Annotated in this window: 19 protein-coding genes and 1 pseudogene; 13 read left to right on the forward strand and 7 right to left on the reverse strand. The window is 73.1% G+C overall.

Annotated elements, in window-relative coordinates; genetic code table 11:
* Positions 1 to 117 precede the first annotated feature (117 nt).
* Complete coding sequence (locus QA802_RS39505) at positions 118 to 2,169, reverse strand: SpoIIE family protein phosphatase (RefSeq protein ID WP_334533439.1); 2,052 nt, start codon at positions 2,167 to 2,169, stop codon at positions 118 to 120.
* 194 nt (positions 2,170 to 2,363) lie between these two features.
* Between QA802_RS39505 and QA802_RS39510 the strand changes: the two genes are divergently transcribed.
* From QA802_RS39510 to QA802_RS39530, 5 genes are all read left to right on the forward strand, one after another.
* A complete protein-coding gene (locus tag QA802_RS39510) occupies positions 2,364 to 3,494 on the forward strand; it encodes a hypothetical protein (protein ID WP_334533442.1) in 1,131 nt (376 codons plus the stop codon).
* 72 nt (positions 3,495 to 3,566) lie between these two features.
* Positions 3,567 to 4,067 carry a GNAT family N-acetyltransferase gene (locus QA802_RS39515; RefSeq protein ID WP_334533445.1) on the forward strand — a complete coding sequence of 167 codons (501 nt, stop codon included), beginning with the start codon at positions 3,567 to 3,569 and terminating at the stop codon, positions 4,065 to 4,067.
* Between the two features lie 100 nt (positions 4,068 to 4,167).
* Entirely contained in the window at positions 4,168 to 5,082 is a 915-nt protein-coding gene (locus QA802_RS39520; protein ID WP_334533448.1) for an amidohydrolase family protein, read from the forward strand.
* A 74-nt stretch (positions 5,083 to 5,156) separates the two neighbouring features.
* On the forward strand, positions 5,157 to 6,923 hold the full coding sequence (locus QA802_RS39525; protein WP_334533451.1) for an RNA ligase family protein: 1,767 nt from the start codon (positions 5,157 to 5,159) through the stop codon (positions 6,921 to 6,923).
* Entirely contained in the window at positions 6,923 to 9,889 is a 2,967-nt protein-coding gene (locus QA802_RS39530) for a poly(A) polymerase (RefSeq protein ID WP_334533454.1), read from the forward strand. The genes QA802_RS39525 and QA802_RS39530 overlap by 1 nt, the downstream gene beginning before the upstream one ends.
* Before the next feature lie 107 nt (positions 9,890 to 9,996).
* On the opposite strand, the gene QA802_RS39535 is transcribed toward QA802_RS39530, so the two are convergent.
* Entirely contained in the window at positions 9,997 to 11,184 is a 1,188-nt protein-coding gene (locus QA802_RS39535; RefSeq protein ID WP_334533457.1) for a cytochrome P450, read from the reverse strand.
* 227 nt (positions 11,185 to 11,411) lie between these two features.
* On the opposite strand from QA802_RS39535, the gene QA802_RS39540 reads away from it, so the two are divergent.
* Complete coding sequence (locus tag QA802_RS39540; RefSeq protein WP_334533460.1) at positions 11,412 to 11,747, forward strand: YnfA family protein; 336 nt, start codon at positions 11,412 to 11,414, stop codon at positions 11,745 to 11,747.
* 81 nt (positions 11,748 to 11,828) lie between these two features.
* On the opposite strand, the gene QA802_RS39545 is transcribed toward QA802_RS39540, so the two are convergent.
* The 4 genes from QA802_RS39545 to QA802_RS39560 all read right to left on the reverse strand — a co-directional run bounded on the left by QA802_RS39545 (position 11,829) and on the right by QA802_RS39560 (position 15,928).
* On the reverse strand, positions 11,829 to 12,851 hold the full coding sequence (locus tag QA802_RS39545; RefSeq protein WP_334533462.1) for a LacI family DNA-binding transcriptional regulator: 1,023 nt from the start codon (positions 12,849 to 12,851) through the stop codon (positions 11,829 to 11,831).
* Positions 12,852 to 12,927: 76 nt separating this feature from the next.
* Positions 12,928 to 13,764: an ATP-binding cassette domain-containing protein gene (locus tag QA802_RS39550; protein ID WP_319167850.1), complete on the reverse strand. Its 837-nt coding sequence runs from the start codon at positions 13,762 to 13,764 to the stop codon at positions 12,928 to 12,930.
* The gene (locus QA802_RS39555) at positions 13,761 to 14,756 is read right to left on the reverse strand and encodes an ABC transporter permease (RefSeq protein WP_334533468.1); all 996 of its coding nucleotides are present in this window, start codon (positions 14,754 to 14,756) and stop codon (positions 13,761 to 13,763) included. Before QA802_RS39555 ends, QA802_RS39550 begins: the two co-directional genes overlap by 4 nt.
* Positions 14,757 to 14,911: 155 nt before the next feature.
* Positions 14,912 to 15,928, reverse strand: coding sequence for a sugar ABC transporter substrate-binding protein (locus QA802_RS39560; RefSeq protein WP_319167853.1), 1,017 nt, complete (start codon positions 15,926 to 15,928; stop codon positions 14,912 to 14,914).
* A 326-nt stretch (positions 15,929 to 16,254) separates the two neighbouring features.
* Here QA802_RS39560 and QA802_RS39565 point away from each other — a divergent pair, with 326 nt between their 5' ends.
* The 3 genes from QA802_RS39565 to QA802_RS39575 all read left to right on the forward strand — a co-directional run bounded on the left by QA802_RS39565 (position 16,255) and on the right by QA802_RS39575 (position 18,565).
* Positions 16,255 to 17,217, forward strand: coding sequence for a carbohydrate kinase family protein (locus QA802_RS39565; protein WP_334533471.1), 963 nt, complete (start codon positions 16,255 to 16,257; stop codon positions 17,215 to 17,217).
* Positions 17,218 to 17,457: 240 nt separating this feature from the next.
* Positions 17,458 to 17,751, forward strand: coding sequence for a putative quinol monooxygenase (locus QA802_RS39570; protein WP_334533473.1), 294 nt, complete (start codon positions 17,458 to 17,460; stop codon positions 17,749 to 17,751).
* A gap of 142 nt (positions 17,752 to 17,893) precedes the next feature.
* Complete coding sequence (locus QA802_RS39575) at positions 17,894 to 18,565, forward strand: hypothetical protein (RefSeq protein ID WP_334533475.1); 672 nt, start codon at positions 17,894 to 17,896, stop codon at positions 18,563 to 18,565.
* Positions 18,566 to 18,592: 27 nt separating this feature from the next.
* On the opposite strand, the gene QA802_RS39580 is transcribed toward QA802_RS39575, so the two are convergent.
* Positions 18,593 to 19,282, reverse strand: a complete 690-nt coding sequence (locus QA802_RS39580; RefSeq protein WP_334533477.1) for a type III effector protein — start codon at positions 19,280 to 19,282, stop codon at positions 18,593 to 18,595.
* A 133-nt stretch (positions 19,283 to 19,415) separates the two neighbouring features.
* Here QA802_RS39580 and QA802_RS39585 point away from each other — a divergent pair, with 133 nt between their 5' ends.
* The 4 genes and pseudogenes from QA802_RS39585 to QA802_RS39600 all read left to right on the forward strand — a co-directional run bounded on the left by QA802_RS39585 (position 19,416) and on the right by QA802_RS39600 (position 22,118).
* Positions 19,416 to 19,850, forward strand: coding sequence for an Hsp20/alpha crystallin family protein (locus tag QA802_RS39585; protein ID WP_334533478.1), 435 nt, complete (start codon positions 19,416 to 19,418; stop codon positions 19,848 to 19,850).
* 243 nt (positions 19,851 to 20,093) lie between these two features.
* Positions 20,094 to 20,528 (forward strand): DUF2267 domain-containing protein, encoded by a 435-nt coding sequence (locus QA802_RS39590; protein ID WP_334533481.1) that lies wholly within the window; start codon positions 20,094 to 20,096, stop codon positions 20,526 to 20,528.
* 250 nt (positions 20,529 to 20,778) lie between these two features.
* A pseudogene (locus tag QA802_RS41820) lies at positions 20,779 to 20,952 on the forward strand (cardiolipin synthase B); the annotation flags it as partial.
* 320 nt (positions 20,953 to 21,272) lie between these two features.
* Positions 21,273 to 22,118 carry an RNA polymerase sigma factor SigF gene (locus QA802_RS39600; RefSeq protein ID WP_334533487.1) on the forward strand — a complete coding sequence of 282 codons (846 nt, stop codon included), beginning with the start codon at positions 21,273 to 21,275 and terminating at the stop codon, positions 22,116 to 22,118.
* Positions 22,119 to 22,246 lie beyond the last annotated feature (128 nt).

The raw sequence follows: 22,246 nt of genomic DNA on the forward strand, positions 1-22,246 counted from the left end.
CCCGGCTTCGCGTCTTGGATGTCACCGCCGACCGCCGACCGCCGACCGCCGGTGGGGGCGTACTGGTGGGCGACCGCCGGTGGGTGAGCGGCACCGCGCGTCGCCGGGCCCGGCCGGTCACTGCGGGCGCGCCATCAGTATCGCGACGTCGTCCTGGGCGGGACGCGGGAGCATCTGCTCGAGGACGCCGTCACAGAGCGCCGGCAGGGGCCGTCCGGGTCGCCGCAGGGACCGGGCGAGCCGGTCGAGCCCCTGGTCGAGGTCGCGGTCCCGGGCTTCGATGAGGCCGTCGGTGTACAGCACGAGCAGGCTGCCGGACGGCAGCGGAACCTCTTCGGCCTCGAACTGCCGCCCACCGGTTCCCAGCGGGGTGCCGGGCGAGCCGTCGAGGAAGGTGACGGCGCCCGCGCCCGTCACCACGGCCGGCGGCGGATGACCGGCCCTGGCGACGAGGCATCCGCCGGCGGCGGGGTCGTGGACGGCGTAGACGCAGGTCGCCATCTGGTCGTCGCCCATCTCGGCCACGACGGCGTCGAGCGAGCGGAGCATGCGGGCCGGGTCGACGTCGTGGCGGGCGAGCGTGCGCACCGCCGTGCGGAGCTGGCCCATGACGGCCGCGGCGTGGATGCCGTGCCCCATGACGTCCCCGATGACGAGCCCCGTTCTGCCGTCGGGCAGCGCGATGACGTCGTACCAGTCGCCGCCGACGTCGTGCTCGCTCGCCGGCCGGTACCGGCCCGTGAGCTCGAGGCCGGGGACGACGGGCAGCGCGCGGTTGGTCAGACTGCGCTGCAGGGTCAGGGCCGCCGCCCGCTGCCGGGTGTACATGAGCGCGTTGTCGATGTTGAGGGCGGCACGCGCCGCCAGCTCGTCGATGAGCACGCACTCCTGGTCGTCGAAGGGCTCACGGCTGCGCAGCCGTGTCACCACGATCGCCCCGAGGACCTTGCCCCGGGCGACCAGCGGGATCAGCCGCGCGGACCCGAGGCTTATGAGGTAGGCGCGCAGCTCGTCGGCGCGCGGGTCGGTGACCAGGGCGGGAACGTCGGCCCGGTAGAGGTTGGTGGGGCGGCCGTCGGCGATGACCCGTTCGTAGAGGGAGCCCGCCGCGATCCGGGAGGTCATGCCGGGGCGCAGCTTCGCGGTCGGTGCGGCGGGATCGGGGAAGAGGGCGGCCGTCCGCCGGACCACGCCCCGGGTGACGGCGGTGGACTCGTCGGGTGCGAGGACCTCCTCGAGGAGCTGCACGTCGGCGGAGTCGGCGAGCTGGGGCACCAGCATCTGCACGATCTCCTCGGAGGTCTGCCGCAGATCCAGGGTGGTGCCGATGCGGGCGCCGGCCTCCGCCAGCAGCGCGAAGCGGTGACGGGCGCGTTCGGCGTCGTGTTCCGCCTGCTGGCTCTCGGTGATGTCGATGAGGGAGGCGATCACGCCCAGGGTCCGGCCGCCGCCGTCGAGCAGCGGCGCGTAGGAGCACGACCAGGTGCGTTCGCGGTCGGGGTCCGCGGGGGTCCGCCCGGTGCGGCGGACGTCGACGACGGCCGTCCCCCGCTCCAGGACCTCCCGCATGGTCGCCTCCAGCGCCACCGCGTTGACACCGGGCACGACCTCGGTCAGCCGCCTGCCGAGGTGCTCGGCGGCCGAGGCGCCGTTCATCCGGGCGAGGGCGTCGTTGACCCGGAGGAAGCGCAGGTCGGCGCCGAGGGTGGCTAGGCCGATGGGCGACTGGCGGAAGAGGCTCTCCAGGGCCGCGAGGGAATCGCGCATGCGCAGCACCTGGGAGGTCTCCACGGCGATCAGCAGAGCTCCGGGCCGGCCCCGCGCGTCGGCGGCCGGGACGATCCACATCTCCATGGTGACCTGGTGGCCGTCGCGGTGGCGCACCGACAGCGTGCCGACCACGGTCTCCCCGCCCTGGACGCGGTGGGTGAGGTGGTCGGCCAGCTCACGGTTGCCCTCGGGCACCAGAAGGGCCGAAGCGAGCCGGTCGAGGACGTCCTGCGGCCGGTACCCGAGCAGGTCCTGAGCGGCCAGCGACCACTCCACGATGCGGCCGTCCGAGTCCTCCCGCCACAGCGCGATCGGAAGCAGCTCCCGCAGTACGCCGGCGTACCCGACAGCTCCCCGAGGCTGCTCGGGCGCCGCGCCCGCCCGGTGAGGGGCTTCCACCGCGCTACCTCCCCATCGGCGTGGATTATATGAAAACACCATATCCAGAACATTCCGGGAAGAGGGGCGCTCGCGTACGCCCGCGCCGGACGCTTCCGTACGCCCGAGCCGCGCCCGGCCACGCGCGGGGAGCGTCCGCGTCGGACGGGGTACGCGTGTGTCCCGCGGTGCGGCTCTCTGACAGGCTCTGGCTCGTGACGTACGTAGTGACCGTGGACACCTGCATCCCGGAGGGCACTCCGGAGATGGACCCGCTTCAACGCGCCGGCGCCGTGGCGCTCATCGAGGACGGATTCGCCTCTGTGCGCTCCGTCAAAGGCCCCGAGGGAGTGGAAGTCGCTCTCCTCGACACCATCGTGGCCGTCCATCCCGGAGGCGCCCTGCTGAAAGTGATCGTGGACGCTCCGTCCCTGGAGCTCGCCGAGGACACCGTGCAGGCGCTCGTGGACGAGCTGCTGGAGCGCTCGGCGCTGCTGGCGGACTGGACGATCGAGCGGTGCGAGGTCGAGCTGCACCAGGATCTCGCCAGGGAGAGCCTCGACGCGGCCGAAGGCCCCGACGCCCCGCCCGACGACCTGGCCGCCCGCAAGGCCCGGCACTCCGCCGGCCCGTCGGTCGGGGACCCGGCGGAGGGCGACGGGGAGAAGAAGACCGCGGCGGTCAGAACGCAGATGCTCCGGCTGGCCGGAGCGCTGCGGTCGTTCCCTCCCGCGATATTCGGCGCGACGGGCGCGACGGGCGCGACGGGCGCGACCGGCATCACCGGGGTGACCGGCGCGACCGGGGAGGGAGCCGCCGCACTCGCCGCCGGCGCCCTCCTCTACGCGACCGACATCCTGGTGGACGAGCTGTTCGAAGACCTCCAGGTCCTGACGCAGGAGGACGCGGCCGTCGCCGAGTGCGAAGGCCCATTGTGGCACCTGGAACACCTTCCCGACCGTTACGCCCTCCAGTACGACGCCCGCTTCGCGCGCCGCTTCCTGGTGACCGTGATCGCCATGACCACCCGTTTCACCGACGGCTCCTTCCAGCGGCTCAGCTGCGTGGCCGAGGGACTCGCCCTGCGGCTGCTCCTCAACGAGACGACCACGACACTGGAGCTGTACGGACTCCTGGACGACGACGTGTCGGCCGCTCTCGACGCGTTCGCCGACCACGTGTACGAGGACATGGACCACCAGTGGCTCTACGACGACGCCCTGGGCGTGATCGACGGGGCGGCCGCCGGTACCGTCCCGAGGGCCGCGCCACTGGCGTTCAGGTCGTGGTTCACCCCCTTCGACGAGAGCGGCTACGTGCACCTGTCCCCGGCGGACGAAACCTGAAGCGGGCCGCGCGGTGAACGGCGCCCGGGGGCGGGCCGCGGGCGCGTCCGCCGTCGTGTGATGCTGGGCTTCATGACTGATCGACGCGAGGTCCTCGTCGTCCGCTGGCCCGGCCGGACCCGTTCCGCGGACGACGGGCCGGCCGCGCTGCTGGCCGCCTACCACCTGCGGACGGAGGCGGAGAAGGGCGCGGCCGTCGCCGACGTGGACGCGCTGCCGGAGCGCTATCGCAGGGAGATAGCGGACCCGCGGACGGTGTTCGCCGACGACGTCGTGCTCGTGGCGCTGATCGGGGACGCCACGGTGGGATGCCTGGTGGTGACCGCCCCCGCCGAAGGGCGGTCCGAGATCAAGAGGCTCTGGACGGATCCGGCGGTCCGGGGCCGGGGCGTCGCGTCCGGCCTGCTCCGCGCGGCGCTCGCGCAGGCCGCGGCGAACGGCGTCGGCGTGCTGCGGCTGTCGGTGTGGGCCTGGCGGACCGGGGCCGTCGCCCTGTACGAGCGGTTCGGCTTCGCCGTCACCGAGTCCTGGGACGAGCGGGAACAACTGGTGTGCATGGAGCGCGCCGTGTGAGCGGTCACCGCCACCGACACGCCGCAGGTGACGGATGCCTCACGGGTCGTTCGCGTGAAGGAGTGGACCGGCCGCCCCACCGGGGTCGATCGTGGGCGGCATGAACGATCACCGAGGTGCCATGAGCGACGTGCCGCCGGACGACGAGGCCGGTGAGGTCCGGCGCTTCTGGGGACGGCTCGGCCTTCCCGGGCTGGTCGACGTGCACACGCACTTCATGCCCGAGCGCGTCCTGCGCAAGGTGTGGCAGTACTTCGACGGGGTCGGGCCGCTCACGGGCGGGCTCGAGTGGCCCATCACCTACCGGCGCGACGAGGCGGAACGGACGGCCCTGCTCCGGCAGTTCGGCGTGCGGGCCTTCACCGCGATGCTCTACCCACACAAGCCCGGCATGGCCCCGTGGCTGAACGGCTGGGCGGCCGACTTCGCCCGCCGCACCCCCGACTGTCTGCACACGGCCACGCTCCACCCGGAGCCGGGCGTCGAGGCGTACGTCCGGGAGGCCGTCGAGGCGGGCGCACGCGTCTTCAAGGCGCACGTGCAGGTCGGAGCGTACGACCCGACGGACGAACTCCTGCGGCCGGCCTGGGCGTTGCTGGCCGAGGCCGGGGTTCCCGTGGTGATCCACTGCGGCTCCGGGCCGGCGCCCGGCAAGCACACCGGCCCGGAGCCGATCGCGCGGGTGCTGGCCGGGCACCCCCGGCTGCGGCTGATCGTCGCCCATATGGGAATGCCCGAGTACGAGGACTTCCTCGATCTCGCCGAGCGGTACGAGGAGGTGCGGTTCGACACGACGATGACGTTCACCGACTTCGCCGAAGAGCTCAGCCCGTTTCCCCGCCGGGCCCTGCCCCGGCTGGCCGCACTCGGCGACCGCATCCTGCTCGGCACCGACTTCCCCAGCATCCCCTACCCCTACCTCCACCAACTGCACGCCCTGGAACGCCTGGACCTCGGCGACGAGTGGCTGCGGGCGGTGTGCCACGACAACGCGGCCCGCCTGTTCGACGTCTGAGCGGAGACAGCTCGGCCCGAGGCCCCGGTTAATCCCGTGGAGGACCGCGTTCCGGCGCTCCTATAGTGGCCCGCATGCGTGCCTCCTACCCTCGGACCCCTCATTTGCCCTGGTCACCGGGCGCGTCCGCGGACGATGTGCGGGCCGCTGGGCTGAGCGGGCTCGCCGGGCGGGAGGTCGTCGTCACCGAGAAGCTCGACGGGGAGAACACGACGCTGTACGCGGACGGGCTGCACGCCCGGTCCGTGGACTCGGCGCACCATCCGTCGCGCACGTGGGTCAAGGCGCTGCAGGGGCGGGTGGGGGCGCGGATCCCGGCGGGGTGGCGGGTGTGCGGGGAGAACATGTACGCGCGGCACTCGATCCCGTACGACGAACTGGACGGCTACTTCTACGGGTTCTCGGTGTGGGAGGAGCACGACCGGTGTCTGGACTGGGACGGGACCGTGCGGTTCCTGCGGGCGCTCGGCGTGCCGACGCCGCCCGTGCTGTGGCGGGGCGTGTTCGACGAGCGCGCGCTGCGCCGCCTGCGGGTGGCGACCGGGCGGCAGGAGGGATACGTGGTCCGGACCGTCGAGGGCTTCGCACGCGAGGACTTCGCCGGACGGATCGCCAAGTGGGTGCGGCCGGGACACGTCACCACGGACACCCACTGGATGCACGCGGCTGTCGTGGAGAACGGGCTCGGTCCACGGGCCGCGCTGTGGGCCGTGCGATCCGGGGCGGATCCGGACACGACGGCACTGGCCCGGTACGTGGGAGCGGGAACGGCCCACGGCGAGGCGGAGGACGACGCGAACACCCACGCGCGCGCGGACGCGGCGGCGGCCGTCGAGACGGGCGCGCGGCTGGCCGCGCTGAGGCGCGGCGGGGACGCGCGGCTCGCGGGGGTGCTGGCCGCGCTGCTGCACCGCACGCCGCGCGCGTCGCTGATGCGCCGGGCCGCCGGCCCGCTGGGGGTGCCGCTGGCGAGGCGCGTCGCCGACCTGGTGGGCCTGCACACCGCACTGCACCGGCCGTACCCCGACGAGGAGCGGCGGGCCGGGCTCGTAGGGATGTCGTTCGCGGCCGACCTGGGGGTGCTGCACGCCGTCGCGGCGGCGGCCGCGGGGGACGAGCGGGCGGCGCGCGAACAGGTGGAGTGGTCCGCGCTGCACGCGGAGGAGGCGGGACTGCTCGCCGAGGCTCCGCTCGCGCCCCTGAGGTCCGGGCTGCGCGCGGCGCTGGCCCGGGACGGGATCCGCGGCGAGGCCGCGGACCGCTGCTGGGCGCAGACCCGGGACGCGTACGCGCGGGGACGGGTCCGCACGGTCGAGGACGCCGTGGCGGCGACCTGGCGGTGGCGCGCCGGGGACTTCCCCCGGCTGGTGCACCTCGTGGGCCCGTCCGGCAGCGGCAAGAGCTCCTTCGCGGCGCGCCTCGACGGCGTGTCGGCGCGCGTCGAGCTCGACGCACTGCGTGCGGCGCGCGGCGCGCGGGCCGACCAGAAGGCCAACGCGGAAGTACTGCGGGAGGGCCTGGGCCGGCTGGACGGAGCGCTCGCGGCCGGCGGCACGGTCGTGTGGGACGCCACGTCCCTCGACCCGCGGCAGCGTTCCCTGGTCCACGGCGTGGCGCGGCGGCGCGACGCACTGGTCACCCACGTCGTCGTCCTCGCCGACGAGGACGAGCTGGCACGGCGCAACGCCGGCCGCGCGCATCCGGTGCCGTCGGACGTGCTGGCGGGGCAACTGCGCCGTTTCGTGCCGCCCTATCCCGGCCAGGCGCACCGCACCTGGTACGTGGACGCGGACGGGACCGTACAGGACCGCGACGGCACACTGGAGGGGGAGGACGCCTGATGCGTACCAGCGAGGAGATCTACCACCGGGTGCGCTGGGACGCGCGGTTCGACCCCGCGCGGTTCGTGTTCGGCATCCACCAGCGGGGCGCCGCGCCCAAGCGCGTGCCGCTGGCGGCGTTCGTGCCGGGCGGCGAGATCCCCTGGCACCGGGTGCTGTTCGTCGAGGCGGACGGCGAGGTCGTGTGGGACCGCGCCACCGGGATGGACCGCGTCGACGCCTCCGGCGCCGGGCGGGTCCGCGAGGCACGGCTGCTGCGGGCGCCCTTCTTCACGGCGCGCACCCCGCACGCGTGGGACGGCCCCGCCGGGCGGTGGCTCCCCGCGGCGCACGACCGGGGGGAGCCGGGCCGGGACGGGACCCGGGTGCTGACCTGGAACACGCTCTGGGACCGCTACGACAGCGACCGCATCGACACCGCCCGGCGCCGCCCACTGCTGCTGGAGGCCCTCGAGCGCGCCGACGCCGACGTCATCGCCCTTCAGGAGGTCGAGACGGGGCTGCTGACCCTGCTCCTGGCGGCGCCCTGGGTACGGGCCCACTACACCCTCGGCGCCGACCCCTACGGCAAGGACGTCGACGACTGCGGTCTGCTGCTGCTCAGCCGGCTCCCCGTGCGGGAAGCCGCCCTGCACGCCCTGGGCCGCCACAAGGCCGTCACCGCCGTCGTCGTCGACACCGCGGCCGGACCGCTGACGGTGGCCGCCACCCATCTGACGAGCGACCACTCCGAGAACGGCCCGGCCCGGCGCGACGCCGAACTCACCCGGCTCGCCGAGGGAACGGCGGGGGTGCCGGGCGGCCTGGTCCTGGTCGGCGACTTCAACGACGGCGGCCCCGGCCCGGCGCGCACGCTCGGCATGCTCGACGCCTGGACCGAGACCCACGGCCCGCACGACGACTCGCCCACCTTCGACCCCGGCGACAACCCGCTCGCCGCCGTCTCCTCCCTGTCGGGCCGCGCCTCCCGGCTCGACCGCGTCCTCGTGCGCCCCGCCGACGGCCCGCGCGTGACCGGGGCGACGCTGCTCGGCACCACGCCCACCCCGGACGGGCTGTATCTCTCCGACCACTACGGGGTCGCCGCCGACCTGCACTGCGGCGCCGGCACGCCCGTCGACGTCCTCGACCTCGCGCCGACGCCCCGTACGGCACTGGCATGGGTGCCGCCGGGCGAGCTGTGGCCGGGACTCCAGGACGTGCGCCGGGACCACGACGTGCAGATCCGGCGCTGGCCGCCGCACGTCAACGTGCTGTTCGGGTTCGTCCCCGAGGCCGACTTCGAGGGGGCGGCCCCGCTGCTCGCCGCGGCGGCCGCGCAGGTCGAGCCGTTCACGGCACGCCTCGACGGGGTGCACACCTTCGCCCACGGGCGGGACGCCACCGTGTGGCTGGACCCGGCGGCGGACGACGGGACGCCGTGGGCAGAGCTGTGGCAGGCGCTCGTCCGGCGCTTCCCCCGCTGCCGTGGCCGCCACGACGGATTCACCCCGCACCTCAGCCTCGGCCGGACCGGCGATCCGCACGCCGTCGCCGCCGAGTGCGCGACCCGGCTCGCCCCGATGACCGCCCGCGTCGGCGAACTCGTCCTGCTGTCCCGGCGGGGCGAGGAACCGATGCGGCCGCGCGCCACGGTCGCCCTCGGCACCGGTGAGGTGCGGTGGCTTCCCGAGCCGGGCCTCGGCCGGCCCGACCGAGGACGGCAGGACTGGGCCTCGCCCCCGGCAGGCGCGCACGTCCGGCCGGTTGCCGACGAACCGGCGGCCGGGCACGTCGTACGGCGCCTGGCGGACGCGCTCGGCGAGGGAGTCGTCCACCTCGCGGGCTCGCGGCGCATGGGCTGCGCCCTCGCCGGAGCCGACCTGGACCTCGTCGCGGCGCTGCCCGGCGCCGTGGAACTCGCCGACGTACGGGAGCGGGTGACGGCCGCTCTGCCGCAGGCCGCACGGATGCGGGAGGTCGTCGGCGCGCGCGTGCCGGGACTGCGGTTCCACGCCGAGGGCCTCGACGTGGACCTGGCGGTCGTCGCCACCGGGACGGTGCCTGCGGCAAAGGCCCTGCCCCGGCGGGCCGAGCTGGGCGAGGCCGCGGCGGTCGCGTTGAGCTCGGTGTCGGACGCGGACGCGGTCCTCGCGGCCGTGGGCGCGCACCGCCTGCCGGCCTTCGCGGAGCTGGCCCGGGGCGTCAAGGCGTGGGCCCGCGCGCGCGGACTCGACGGAGCGCCGTTCGGCGGCCTGCCCGGCGTGGCCTGGACGGTGCTCGCCGCACGCACGGTCGTTCGGCCCCCTGACGTGCCGGACCCCGATGAGCTGCTGCGACGGTTCTTCGCGACCTGGGCGGCATGGGACTGGCGCGAGCCGGTCGGCCTCACCGCGCACGGGCGCGAGACCGGCGGGACGCACCACCACCAAAACCACCGCCCCACACCGCAGGCACACCTGACCCACCACGCCCTGACCGTGCTGACGCCCAGCGCGCCCGTGCGGTCCTGCACCGAACAGGTCGGCCCGCCCGGACGGGACCTGGTGAGCCAGGAGCTCTACCGCGCCTGGGAGACGGTGGAGGCAGCGGCCGGGTCCGGCGCCGATCCATGGCCCGCGCTGCTGTCCCCGCCGCCCCTGCACCGGCGGCACACGGCATGGGCCGTGGTGACGGTGCGAGGGCGGCGGACGCGGGACTTCGACGAGCTGAACGGGCGGGTACGCGGACGGCTGCGCGCGCTGCTCACGGCACTGGAGGAGGCGGGCGTGGCGGACGCGCACGCCTGGCCGCGGCAGTTGCCCCCGTTGCCGGAGTCGGCGCCGGCGTCCGCCGCGGAACCCACGGGCGCGCGCTACGCCATCGGGCTCGGACGCACGCCACCCGGCGCGCAGCGGCTGGCGGACCTGGCCGGCCGGTGGGCTGCCGGACTGCCGGGCGTGGAGGTGGCGCACGTCGACGGGGGAGCGGTCCCCACGCTGCGATGAGCCCCGCGGCGTGGGAACCGGCGCTCCCGCCCCGGCCTTCTTACGGCGGCGCTCCCTCCCACGCCTGCGTGCGGCGGCGGCGCGCACCGGCCGCCGACGTGGGGCGGTCAGGCGGCCTTCCGTGCGACGAGCCGCACGGGCACCTCGGCGTACGTGTTCAGAATGGTGTTCTCCGCGATCACCGGGTCGCCGGTGAACTCGATCCGCTCGACGGAGTCGAGCAGCGCGTGGATCAGGGCGTGCAGCTCCAGGCGGGCGACGCCGTGACCGACGCAGCCGTGCGCGCCGTGACCGAACGCCAGGTGGTCGCGCGGATTGCGGCGCAGGTCGAACTCGTCGGCGCGCTCCCACTTGCGCTCGTCACGGTTGGCGGAGGCGAACAGGGCCCACACCCGCGCCCCCTGCGGGATCGTCACCCCGCCGAGCCGCGTGTCGCGCGCGGCGACACGGGTGAGGCCCCGCACGGGAGTCTCGAACCGCAGGAGTTCGTTGATCGTCGAGGCCACCAGCCCGGGCTCGGCGCGCAGGGCGGCCCACTGGTCCGGGCGCTCGGCGAAGACGACGAGCAGATGGCCGATCGCGGCGGCCGTGGTCTCCAACGACGGGCCGATGAAGTCGACGAGGAGGAGCGGGCACTTCTCCTGCGGGATGACACCCTGCTCGGCTGCCTCGAGCATGGCGGCTCCGGGACTCCCGGGCGCGAGTTCGCCGCTCGCCGCGAGCTCGTGGGCGAACGCGAAGAGACGCTGCGTCATCTCCATGTTGTGCGGGGTGCGTTCGGTGACCGGGCCCAGCAGGTCGTTGCCCACCTGGCCCCACTCGTAGAGGTGCTCACGGCCCCGGTCGGGCAGGCCGAGGTAGTCGGGTATGACCAACATGGGCATGGCCTGGGCCAGTTCGGCGACGCCGTCGATCTCGCCCCGGGCGACGACCTCGGCCACGAGGCCCTGTGCCTTGCGGGCTATCTCCTCACCGCGACCCTGCACGGAACCCGGCCGCAGTCCGGCCCCGACGACGGAGCGCAGCACGTCGTGCTCCGGCGGATCGCTGACCAGGGTGACGCCCCGCATGATCCGGTTGACGTCGGGATCGAATCCCACGCCCTCGCCGGAGAGGAACGTGTCGTGGTCGGCCAGCGCGGCCTTCACCTCGTTGTACCGGGTGAGCGCGTAGACGTCCGGTTCGCGCAGCCGGACGACGCCGCCCAGTTCCCGCAGCTGCCGGTACTGCTCGTAGCGGATGCGCCGGTCCGAGGACGCGAACATGTCGATCTCTGCGCAGGGCACGACGGCCATGGGGTCTCTCCTGGAGGTGCGTGGGGGGGATGGTCGACGAAAGGGTGTGGGGGACGGTCGACGAACCGGGCGCGGGGGAGGGGTGGTCGACGACGTTCCTTCCTGACCGGGCGGGCCGGACACACCTTCCTGATCTTGCTCGGTCGCAGGCGTCGCAAAACCCCGGTTCGGCTGCGTCGCGGAAGGGGCGGCCGGAGCCCGGCGGTCAGCTGCGTAGAGTGCCGCCCATGACCGTCGTGCGCTCCCTGGTCCTGTTCCTCGTCGCCGCCCTGTTCGAGATCGGCGGGGCGTGGCTGGTCTGGCAGGGGGTGCGCGAGAACAGGGGCTGGGTCTGGGCCGGCGCGGGCGTCGTCGCCCTCGGCCTGTACGGGTTCGTCGCCACCTTGCAGCACGACGCTCACTTCGGCCGTGTACTGGCCGCCTACGGTGGCGTGTTCGTCGCCGGGTCGATCGTCTGGGGCGTGATCGCCGACGGCTATCGACCCGACCGGTACGACGTCGTCGGCGCCCTCGTCTGCCTGGCCGGCATGGCCGTCCTGATGTACGCGCCGCGCGGGACCTGACCCGGACCGCCCCGCGCCGCACGGGGGTGCGGCCGCCGCACGGCTCCTTCGCCGCCGCCTGAGCGCGGGCCGGGACGAGTCCTATGCCCGGGGCGCGCGCTGCTCCCCCGAGCCACGGACGATCAGCCGGGTGGGGACGGTGATGGTGTGGGCGCGGGTGCGGTCGCTGTCGAGCCGGCTCAGCGCGGTGGCGGCCGCCGCCCTGCCGAGTTCCTCCGCGTCCTGGGCGACCACCGTCAGAGCCGGTTCGAGCGCGTCCGCGAGCGCCACGTCGTCGAACGCGACGACGGCGACGTCCTTGCGTCCGCTGCGCGCGAGTTCGGCGACTATGCCCAGCGCCATGATGTTGTTGCCGGCGAACAGCGCGGTGGGCGGATCGGCCAGCCCGAGGAGCCGGGCTGTCGCGGCCTCGGCGCCCTGCTGGTCATGGGCGTTGGCGACGAGCGAGCGGTCGTGGACGATGCCCGCCTCCGCCAGTGCGGAGCGGTAACCGGCCAGACGTTCGCGGCGCGTGTAGAGCTTGACGGGCAGGTCGCCGACGAAGCCGATGCGCCGGTGTCCGTGGGCGACGAGGTGGGCGACGCCGTCGTGGGCTCCGGCCCGGTTGGAGCTGACGATGCTGTCCGTGGCCAGCCCGACGCCGGGACGGTCGAGGAAGACGACGGGAAGGCCCGCCGTGCGGTGGGACTTCAGGTGGGAGTGGTCGGCGCCGACGGACGGGACGACCATCAGGATGCTGACCCGGCGGGCCAGGAACTTGTCGGTGAGAGCGCGTTCGCGGTCGGGGTCGTCCGCGGAGGAGCCCATGAGCAGGGTCAGTCCGCGGTCGCGGACGGTGTCCTCGATGGCGCGCGCCACGGCTCCGAAGAACGGGTTGGCGAGGTCGGGGATGACCAGTCCGATGGTGGTGTCCGGGCCTCCGACGCGGATGTTGCGAGCCATCAGGTTCGGCTGGAAGCCGAGCCTGGCCACTGCTGCCAGTACCTGTTCCCTGGTCTGTGCGGAGGCGGGCCCGTCCTCGTTGAGGACCCGGGAGACCGTCTTGGCGCTGACGCCGACCTCTCGCGCGACGTCGGCCAGGGTGGGGCGGCGGTTGGCTGCCATGGAGGGAACCGTCTCCTGAGGGCTCTCGGTTCCGGCCGCGGCCTCGGCCGGAACTGCGAGAGCGGGGTTTGTGCTGTCAGGTGGCCTGGACTCCGGCGGCCTTGGCGGCCTCCGAATCCGCTACGACAGTATCTCCGGCCTCGTCGACGCTGAGGGCGCCGGTCATGATGGCGACGACCTCGGCCATGGAGTAGTCGGACGGCTTGATCAGCGCGGCGCGCCGGCCGAGGCGGTGGACGTGGATCCGGTCGGCGATCTCGAAGACGTGCGGCATGTTGTGGCTGATGAGGACCACCGGCATGCCCTTGTCGCGGACGCGCCGGATCAGGTCGAGGACCTGGCCGGACTCCTTCACGCCGAGGGCGGCGGTGGGTTCGTCCATGACGACGACGGAGCGGGCCCAGGCGACCGCGCGGGCGACCGCGACGGCCTGGCGCTGTCCGCCGGAGAGGGTCTCCACGGCTTGGGTGAGCGAGCGCAGCCCGATCTTCAGGTCGGCCATGTGCTCGGCCGCCTCCTGCCGCATGCGCTTCTTGTCCAGCATGCGCAGGGCGCTGCCGAGAACGCCGGGGCGACGCAGCTCCCGTCCGAGGAACATGTTCGAGGCGATGTCCATGGACGCTGCCACGGCCAGGTCCTGATAGACCGTCTCGATGCCGTGGGCCTGAGCGCTCTGCGGGCCGGAGAACGTGATGGGGCTGCCGTTCAGCCGGATCTCGCCCGCGTCCGGGACCACCGCGCCGGTGAGGGCCTTGATCAGGCTGGTCTTGCCGGCGCCGTTGTCGCCGATGACGGCGAGGACCTCGCCGGGCAGGAGGTCGAAGTCGGCGCCGTCGATGGCGGTGACCTGGCCGTACCGCTTGACCAGACCGCGGGCCTGCAGCACGGGCGTGGGGGAGGACGTGGCGCTCATCGGGCCTTCTTCCGGGAGATCTGGTCGACGGTCACCGCGAGGATCACCAGGACACCGGTGATCAGGGTCTGGTAGATGGAGGCGACGCCCATCAGCTGCAGGCCGTTGCGGAACACGCCGACGATGAGGACGCCGATGAAGGTGCCCAGCACCGAGCCGCGCCCGCCGAAGAGGCTGGTGCCGCCGAGCACCACGGCGGTGATGCTGTCGAGGTTGTCGGTCTGCCCGGCCTGCGGGTCGCCCACCCCGGTGCGGGAGATGAGCAGCAGGGCGGCGATGCCGTACAGCAGGCCGGCCACGGCGTAGATGCCGATGGTCAGGCGCGAGGTGCGGATGCCGTTGAGGCGGGCGGCCTCGGCGCTGTTGCCCAGCGCGTACACGTGCCGGCCCCAGCCGGTGCTGCTCAGCGCGTAGGCGAGGAGGAGGAACAGGGCGATGGTGACCAGCGAGCCGTAGGTGATGTCCGTGTGACCGAGCGGGAAGGTCTCCCCGAGCGCGGTCAGCGGGCCCGGCAGGCTGGTGACCGTCTGCTCCTCGGAGTAGATGTGGGTCAGCGCGAACGCCACGTTGAGCATGCCGAGCGTCACGATGAACGGCGGCAGCGGGATCTTCTGCACGAGCAGCCCGTTGAGCAGCCCGAAGCCGCCGCAGACGGCCAGACCCAGCGCGATCGCGACGAGCGGCGGGACCGAACCCTCTGCGGCCATCTTGGCGATCACGATGCTGCCGAACGCCATCACCGCCCCGCACGACAGGTCGATCCCCGCCGTGAGGATGATCAGGGTCTGCCCGATGGCGAGGGTGCCCACGACCATGACCTGCTGCACGATCAGCGAGAAGTTCCCGCCGGTCAGGAACTGGTCGGTCGAGAAGGAGAAGAAGGCGCAGGCCAGGAGGAGGGCTGCCAGGGGTCCGGTGGTCGGCGCCGTGAGCAGTCTGCGGACCGTGGTCGGTGCTTTGAGCTCCGAGTACGGCGTGGTCGTGGCTGTCATGCGAAGTCCTTGTCGGAAGACAGATGTCCTTGTCGGAGGACGGGGGCGCGGACCCCCGCCGCCGGGACAAGGGGGGCGGTCGTCCCCGGTCGGGGAGGTGGGCCGACCGCCCCGCTGAAGGGAGTGACGTGTCGTACGGTCCTGCGGAGGGCGGCTCAGCCCCAGCAGTTCTCCAGGCCGTAGGCGGTGTCCTTCGAGGCGACCCCGTCCTGTGCCTTGTCGCTGATCAGCGTGACGCCGGTGTCGGTGTAACCGGACGCCTTCGTGCCGTCCTTGGCGTACGCCACGACGGCCTTGACGCCCTCGGCCGCCATCTTCAGCGGGTACTGCTGCGACGTCGCGGCGATCTTGCCGTCCTTGACCGCCTGGGTGCCGGTGCAGCCGCCGTCGACGGAGACGATCAGCACGTCCTTCTCACGGCCCTTGGCCTTCAGCGCGGTGTACGCGCCCAGCGCCGCAGGCTCGTTGATCGTGTAGACGACGTTGATGTCGGGCGACTTCTGCAGGCAGTTCTCCATCGCGGTCTGGCCCTTGGCCTGGTCGCCGCCGGTGTCCTGGGCGCACACGACGTCCTTGTCCGTGGCGCCGAAGCCCTTCAGGAAACCGTCGTGCCGCTGGACGCCCACGGAGACGCCCGGCGCCAGGTCGAGGGCGGCTATCTTCGCGGTCTTGCCCTTCATGGCGGCCTTGGCGTACTCGCCGATCAGCTCGCCGGCCTTGAGGTTGTCGGTGGCGAAGAGGGCGTCGACCGCGCTCTGCGGGTCGGTCGGCGTGTCCAGGGCGATGACCAGGACACCCTTGGCGCGGGCCTTCGCGATCGCGGGCACGATCGCCTTGGAGTCGCTCGGCGTGATCAGGATGCCCTTGACCCCGGCGGCGACCATGTTCTCGATGGCGGTGACCTGCCCGGCGTTGTCCCCGTCGAACTTGCCCGCAGCGGTGGACAGCTGGGCGCCGTTCTCCTTGGCCGCCTTCTGCGCGCCCTCCTTCATCTTCACGAAGAAGGGGTTGGTGTCGGTCTTGGTGATCAGTCCGACCTTCACCTCGCCCGAGCCGGAGCTCGAGGAGCCCGAACCGGAGCCGGACCCGCAGGCCGTCAGGGTGAGGGCCGCGACGCCCGTGACCGCGGCGACTCTGAGGAGGGAGGAGGACAGGCTAGTGGTGCGAGACATGATCGACTCCTGTGGGATAGCGGGCGGCACCGGGTAGGGATCAGAGCGTGCAGCCCGGGGTGTCATCGTTGACTTATGTCATCGTTGACACTTCCTGGCGAGGATGATGGACTCCGGATCCCGGCAACGTCAATGCCTTCCACCCGTCACAAATCGGCAACGCCGCCGACCGCCGCCTTCGTGCAGTCGCTCGGTCGCGGTGGCGCCGCGTCGACCCTCCGCCCGTCCGCAGTCGTCCGCAGTCGTTTTCCGTACGGTTCTCCGAGCCCTTCCCGCCTTCCCCGCCTTCCCCGGCCTTCCCCGCCCTTTCCGAGAGAGAGCAGCCCATGAGCCCGCGTCAGATCACCGTTCTGGGAGAGTGCGTCGCGGACGCCTTCGCGGAACCGGTCAACGCCTCGAACGAACTCGCTCTGCGGGTGCTGCCCGGCGGCGGACCCGCGAACACGGCGGTGGCGCTGGCCCGGCTCGGGACACCGGCCCGCTTCCTCGCACGGCTGTCCGGCGACGTGTTCGGCCGCCTCTTCCGGGCCCACCTGGAGGCGTCCGGCGTCGACCTGTCGTACGCCGTCGCCGCCGCGGAGCCCAGCACGCTGGCGGTGGCGGAGCTGGACGCCACCGGTCAGGCCGCCTACTCGTTCCACGCCCAGAACACGGCCGACTGGCAGTGGACGCCCGGCGAACTGGCGGCGGTGGACCTGTCCGAGGCGGCCTGTGTGCACACCGGGTCGCTGGCGCTGGTCCGCGAACCCGGCGGGGCGGTGGTGGAGGAGTTCCTGGCTTCGGCGGCGCCACGGGCCACCATCAGCATCGATCCCAACGTCCGGCCGCTGCTGGTGCGCCCCGAGGTCTACCGCGCCCGGCTGGCGCACTGGTGCTCCCTCGCCGACGTCCTGCGGCTGAGCGAGGACGATCTCGAGCTGCTGCTGCCGGGTGTCGGGCCGGAGCAGGCCTGCGACACCTGGCACGAGGCGGGGGCGCGGCTCGTGGTGATCACGCTCGGCGCCGACGGCGCACTGGCCTCGCTCGACGGGGAACGGGTGCGGGTGCCCGCGGTGACCACCGGCGTCGTCGACACCGTCGGCGCCGGGGACTCCTTCACCGCCGGACTGCTGCACCATCTCGGCTCCCGAGGCCTCCTCGGCGGCCGGCTGACCGGTCTCGGTCTCGACGACGTCGCGAACGCCTGCCGGTTCGGCGCTCGCGTCGCCGCCCTGACCTGCTCGGTCGCCGGCCCCAACCCGCCGTGGCGGGACCAGCTGGCGCAGCTCGCGCCCACCGGCGGAGCCTGAGCGCTCCCGCCTGCCCGGCCCGGCCCACCGGGCGCGATCCACCCCGAGCCGTTGACGCGCGGGGCGGACCGCGCCCATCATCGGGCCACCTGATGTCATCGTTGACACAAGTCGACGCGGGCGGCCGGCAGCCGGTCACGCCCACGGCGGATCCCGCCGACACCGCGCTCTACGACGCCCACAGCTCACCGCCCACAGCCCGCAACACCACACGCCCATGACGGACAAGGACCCGAGACCGTGAAGAAGACCCTGCTCGCCGAGTTCACCGCCCGCGAAGGGGCGCAGGACGAGGTCGCCCGCCTGATCGGCGACTACGCCCTCAAGGTGCGTGAGGAAGAGGGCAACATCGCCTTCGACGTCTACACCAAGGCTGCCGAGCCGCGCGCCTTCTGGATCTTCGAGGTGTACCGGGACGAGGACGCCTTCCGGGCCCATCTGAACGCCCCCTACGGCGGCCCGTTCAACACCGCGCTCACCCCGCTGATCGAAGAGCCTGCCTCCGTGCTGACCTTCCTCGACCCGCTGGCCTGACGCGCTGACGCGCTGACGCGCTGACAGGCCGGCGGGCAGGCGGCCCGTCGGAAACGGCGCGCACGGCCGATCGCCGGCGGGCGGAATCTCCGTTGCCGACGAGCGGCGCCGGCCGCGATCCTGAGGCCATGAGGTTCTTCATATGCGGTTGAGGCTGCGGCAGTTCAGGTTCCGTACGGGTCCGCACGAACACCGTGTCGTCCAGCCGTGGGAGCCTCTGCGCCGTGCCTCGCTGAGCGCACCCGAGCCCATCGGCGCCCTGTTCGGCGACCAGGAAGGGCTGAACCGGCTCTCGGGCCTGTTCTCCTTCGCCGCGTACTCCAGGCACACGATCGTCCATGTGCCGCTGCGAGACTCCCCCCAGCCGGAGGAGGGCTTCGGCACGCCGGTCGACCTCGTCCTCGTCCATCACACGCTCGGTCTGCGCGCCGCCAAGTGGCCCGCGCTGCGGCGCAGGTTGACGCACGGCACGCCGCTGACCGCCGGCACCGACGAGGGCCACACCGCCCGGGACGCCGCACGGTGGGCGGAACGCGAGAAGCGGGCCGACTTCCGTGACCAGGTGCGGCACGCCACCCACGCCGGCACCTTCTTCCTGTTCGGGAGCCGGGACGTCTTCGCCGCGGCCGCCGGGGACCTTGCCGAGGCGGCCGCCCTGGGGCCGCGCCAGAAGGGCGTCGCGAAAGGTCACCCGGCGCTGATGACGACGCTGCTCACGCTGGCCCAGCCGCCCGGCGGCGGCCACGACGTCGAGGTGCTGGTCCTGTTCAAGCCTCCTCCGCCCTGCGCTCGCCCGGCACGGCCCGCGAGCTGAGCCGCCCTGAAGCTGGGGGCACTTCCGTCACGACCCCGGCGGTGTGTGATGCCCCCGGCGCTGGTCGCCGCTGTGCCGGCGGAGCCGGTCGGTGTGGCGGGCCATGTCGTCGACGCGCGCGGCGAGTTCGGGGTGGTCCGACGTCAGATACGGGCGCGTGCCGGTCAAGGGGGCGACGAGGGCGGCGGCGTCGTCCGCGGCGAGGGCGGAGGTGAGCTCGGCGAGGGGGGTGCGGGCCGCGGCGGGGAGGTCGCCGAGGGCGGTGATCTGTCCGGCGAGCCGGCGCAGATCGGCGGCGTTGGCGCGCGCCCATGCGGTGACGGTGCGGTCGGCGGCGCGGCGGTCGCGGGTGGCCTGGACGCGTTGCTCGCCGGTGGATCCGGGGCTCCCGGGGCGTACGCGCAGGTAGCGGCGTTCGGCAGCCTGGCGGCTGGAGACGCCGAGGGGGTGGGCGAGGTCGGCCCAGCTGGCGCCCGCCTCCCGGGCCTCCTCGATCAGGCCCGGTTCCCACCCGGCGAGCCGTTCGCGCACCTCGCGCAGCAGCAGGAGTGCGGCGAGCGCCTGTTCCGAGCTGGGCGGCACGGGCGCGGGATGCTCGTCCTCTGCCGACGGCGCCCCGGCGGTGCGCAGAGCCTCGTTGATCGTGTCGAGGGCCGCGGCCGCGAGGAAGGACGCGGGAGTGACGGTGGGGGAGTCGTGGTGATCGTCGGTGGTCATGCCGCCTCCGGTGGCTGCCGTCATCGTATGGACGACATCTTGCTTGTCATTGTTTCGATGACATGTTACAACGGAGGCAGGTCACCCCGCATTGGCAGCAAGTGCCTGAACCGAACACTGGAGGTGTTTCCCGATGTTGATGCGCACCGACCCGTTCCGCGAGCTCGACCGACTCACCCAGCAGCTCCTGAACACCACGGGCACGTGGTCGCGGCCGTCGGCGATGCCGATGGACGCCTACCGTGAGGGCGAGGAGTACGTGATCGCCCTCGACCTGCCCGGTGTCTCCCCGGACGCGATCGACATCGACGTCGAGCGGAACATGCTGACCGTCAAGGCCGAGCGGCGGCCCGTCGCCAAGGCGGACGACGTGCAGATGGAACTCGGCGAGCGGCCTCTGGGCGTGTTCTCCCGTCAGCTCGTACTGGCGGACACCCTCGACACCGAGCGCATCGAGGCGGACTACGACGCGGGTGTGCTGACCCTGCGCATCCCCATCGCCGAGCGCGCCAAGCCCCGCAAGGTCGCCATCGGCAGCGGCTCCTCGCGCCGGCAGATCAGCGGCTGAGTCCGCTTCGACAGCGCCGGAGGCAGGCAAGCCCTCCGCGGCCGTCGCGCCCCGCACGGCGGCCGCGGGCCGCGTCCCCCCTCGCGTTCCCGGTGGGTGTCGCGCGAACCCTCGCAGTGTCGCCGCACCTTCCTCCGGCCGGACGGCGCCGGTGGCCGGCGGGTGAGACCCCCGGCCACCGTCCCACCATTCACCACAGACGAGACACGATCACCACAGACGAGAAGGGCAACCGCTTCACCGATGATCTCCGTGCAGGAGCCGCGCCGGCCCGCCGTGGGCACGACGTTCGAGCAGATGCTGGAAAGAGTGCGGTACGAAGGCGCGTATCCGACCCGCGCCCAGGCCGAGGAGTCCGTGCGTGCCGTGCTGGCCGCTCTCGGCCGTCAACTCGACGGCGACGAGCGCGTGGAGCTCGCGGCCAGGCTGCCGTACGAGGCCGCCGTCACCATCGCCTCCGAGATCCCCGCCACCGAACGCCTCACCGGCTGGGGCTTCGTGAAGGACCTGGCGTCCCGCACCGGCGGGACGGCGGCCACCACCCGCTGGGACACCGGCACCGTCCTGCGGGTCGTGGCCCAGCTCGCCGGCGAGGATCTGCTCAGCCGTGTTCTCGCCCGACTCCCCTCCGGATACGCCCTGTTGTTCGGCCGCGCCGAACTCACCCAGGCAGCCTGAACCGGCGACCGTCACGTCGTGGGCGCGCCTCAGCACGCGCAGCGGGCGTTCAGTTCGGCGCGCCGTGCTCGGAACGGGCCCGCGGCGGCGGCGATCCGCCGGCCGACCGGTGAGGTGCGCAGGTGAGGGACGGCTCTCCCCGAGCGACGGGTGTCGCTCGGACTCGGGGGTACGCGCTGCACGCCGCGTCCCGAGCCGGTCCGGGCAGTGCGGCTTTCGTCTCCCATGAGCGCCGGCCAGGTGACCAGCGATGACCAGTACGCAGGAACGGCCCGAGTCCACCGTCCCCCGCGCCGGCCTTCCGGCACGGGGGACCGCGCAGGAGCGCGCCGCACGCATACGCCGCCGACTGGAGCGGCTGATCGGCATCGCGGCGACCGAGGGCAACGCTCTCACCGCTCTGCGCAACGGGGACGAGATCTTCCCGTTCACGGGCACCCTCGACAGTCACTTCGACGACGACGTGCGGGCCGCCGCGCTGATCCGCGAGGGGCGGTGGAAGCGGCGCTCCGTGCTGCAGAGGGCCCGGGAGACCGCCGTGGTCCCCGTCCGCCGCTTCCTGTGACTCCGGCGCGGCGCCTCCTCGACCGAGCGGGCGTCCACCCCCCACATTTTTCCGGTGGACGCAGGCATGGACGCAGAATAATGGGGTAAGCGCGGGACGGCGCCGGCTGCGTCCGTCCGGCGCGGCGGGCACTGCGGGTGGTTTCGACGATGGTTTCGACGATGCGGGAGGGACAGGTCATGACGCTCAGGAGCGCGACGGCAACGGACAGGCGGGCGCACGAGCTGCCGGAGATCGCAGACCCTTCCAAGGTCGCGCCGAGGGACGCGCGGAAGTTGTCGAAGCTGTTCTTCGACCAGCTGGCGGTGCTGGAGGAGGGTTCGCCGGAGTACCAGTACGCGCGGAACACGCTGATCGAGATGAACATGTCGTTGGTGCGGTTCGCGGCCGGCCGGTTCCGCAGTCGGGGGCCGGAGGAGATGGAGGACATCGTCCAGGTCGGCATGATCGGTCTGATCAAGGCGATCGACCGGTTCGAGCTGACGCGTGAGGTGGAGTTCACGTCGTTCGCGGTGCCGTACATCGTGGGGGAGATCAAGCGGTTCTTCCGGGACACCACGTGGGCCGTCCATGTGCCCCGCCGGCTGCAGGAAGCCCGTGTCCAGCTCGCCCGCGCCACGGAGGAACTGCGCAGCCGCCTCGGCCGTACGCCCACCACCAAGGAGCTCGCCGAGCTGATGAGCCTGCCGGAGGACGAGGTGCGCGAGGCACGCCTCGCCTCCAACGGCTACCACTCCTCCTCCCTGGACGCCGCCGTCAGCGGCAGCGAGGACGGCGAAACGGCGCTGCAGGACTTCATCGGCGCCGAGGACCAGGCGCTGGAGCTGGTCGAGGACTTCCACACCCTGACCCCGCTGATCGCCGGACTCGACGAGCGGGACCGGCAGATCATCCACATGCGGTTCGTGGAGGAGCTGACCCAGGCCGAGATCGGTGACCGTCTCGGCGTCTCGCAGATGCACGTCTCCCGGCTGCTGTCGCGCACCCTCGCCCGACTGCGGGAAGGCATGCTCACCGAACGCTGAACCCGCCGGGGACCATCGGGAACACCCGGCCGACCACGGAGAACAGCGCGTCAGTGGGTAGACCGATGACGGGCGCCCGCAGCCGCACGTGCGGGACGACCCGCTTGCCGGTTTCCACGGCGACCGTC

It is taken from the genome of Streptomyces sp. B21-105 (assembly GCF_036898465.1).
GTDB lineage: Bacteria > Actinomycetota > Actinomycetes > Streptomycetales > Streptomycetaceae > Streptomyces.

Coding starts and splice junctions, on each gene's coding strand:
- QA802_RS39515 (WP_334533445.1), top strand. CDS start 3,567: ATGACTGATCGACGCGAGGTCCTCGTCGTCCGCTGGCCCGGCCGGACC.
- QA802_RS39520 (WP_334533448.1), top strand. CDS start 4,168: ATGAACGATCACCGAGGTGCCATGAGCGACGTGCCGCCGGACGACGAG.
- QA802_RS39525 (WP_334533451.1), top strand. CDS start 5,157: ATGCGTGCCTCCTACCCTCGGACCCCTCATTTGCCCTGGTCACCGGGC.
- QA802_RS39530 (WP_334533454.1), top strand. CDS start 6,923: ATGCGTACCAGCGAGGAGATCTACCACCGGGTGCGCTGGGACGCGCGG.
- QA802_RS39535 (WP_334533457.1), bottom strand. CDS start 11,184: ATGGCCGTCGTGCCCTGCGCAGAGATCGACATGTTCGCGTCCTCGGAC.
- QA802_RS39540 (WP_334533460.1), top strand. CDS start 11,412: ATGACCGTCGTGCGCTCCCTGGTCCTGTTCCTCGTCGCCGCCCTGTTC.
- QA802_RS39545 (WP_334533462.1), bottom strand. CDS start 12,851: ATGGCAGCCAACCGCCGCCCCACCCTGGCCGACGTCGCGCGAGAGGTC.
- QA802_RS39550 (WP_319167850.1), bottom strand. CDS start 13,764: ATGAGCGCCACGTCCTCCCCCACGCCCGTGCTGCAGGCCCGCGGTCTG.
- QA802_RS39555 (WP_334533468.1), bottom strand. CDS start 14,756: ATGACAGCCACGACCACGCCGTACTCGGAGCTCAAAGCACCGACCACG.
- QA802_RS39560 (WP_319167853.1), bottom strand. CDS start 15,928: ATGTCTCGCACCACTAGCCTGTCCTCCTCCCTCCTCAGAGTCGCCGCG.
- QA802_RS39565 (WP_334533471.1), top strand. CDS start 16,255: ATGAGCCCGCGTCAGATCACCGTTCTGGGAGAGTGCGTCGCGGACGCC.
- QA802_RS39575 (WP_334533475.1), top strand. CDS start 17,894: ATGCGGTTGAGGCTGCGGCAGTTCAGGTTCCGTACGGGTCCGCACGAA.
- QA802_RS39580 (WP_334533477.1), bottom strand. CDS start 19,282: ATGACCACCGACGATCACCACGACTCCCCCACCGTCACTCCCGCGTCC.
- QA802_RS39585 (WP_334533478.1), top strand. CDS start 19,416: ATGTTGATGCGCACCGACCCGTTCCGCGAGCTCGACCGACTCACCCAG.
- QA802_RS39590 (WP_334533481.1), top strand. CDS start 20,094: ATGATCTCCGTGCAGGAGCCGCGCCGGCCCGCCGTGGGCACGACGTTC.
- QA802_RS39600 (WP_334533487.1), top strand. CDS start 21,273: ATGACGCTCAGGAGCGCGACGGCAACGGACAGGCGGGCGCACGAGCTG.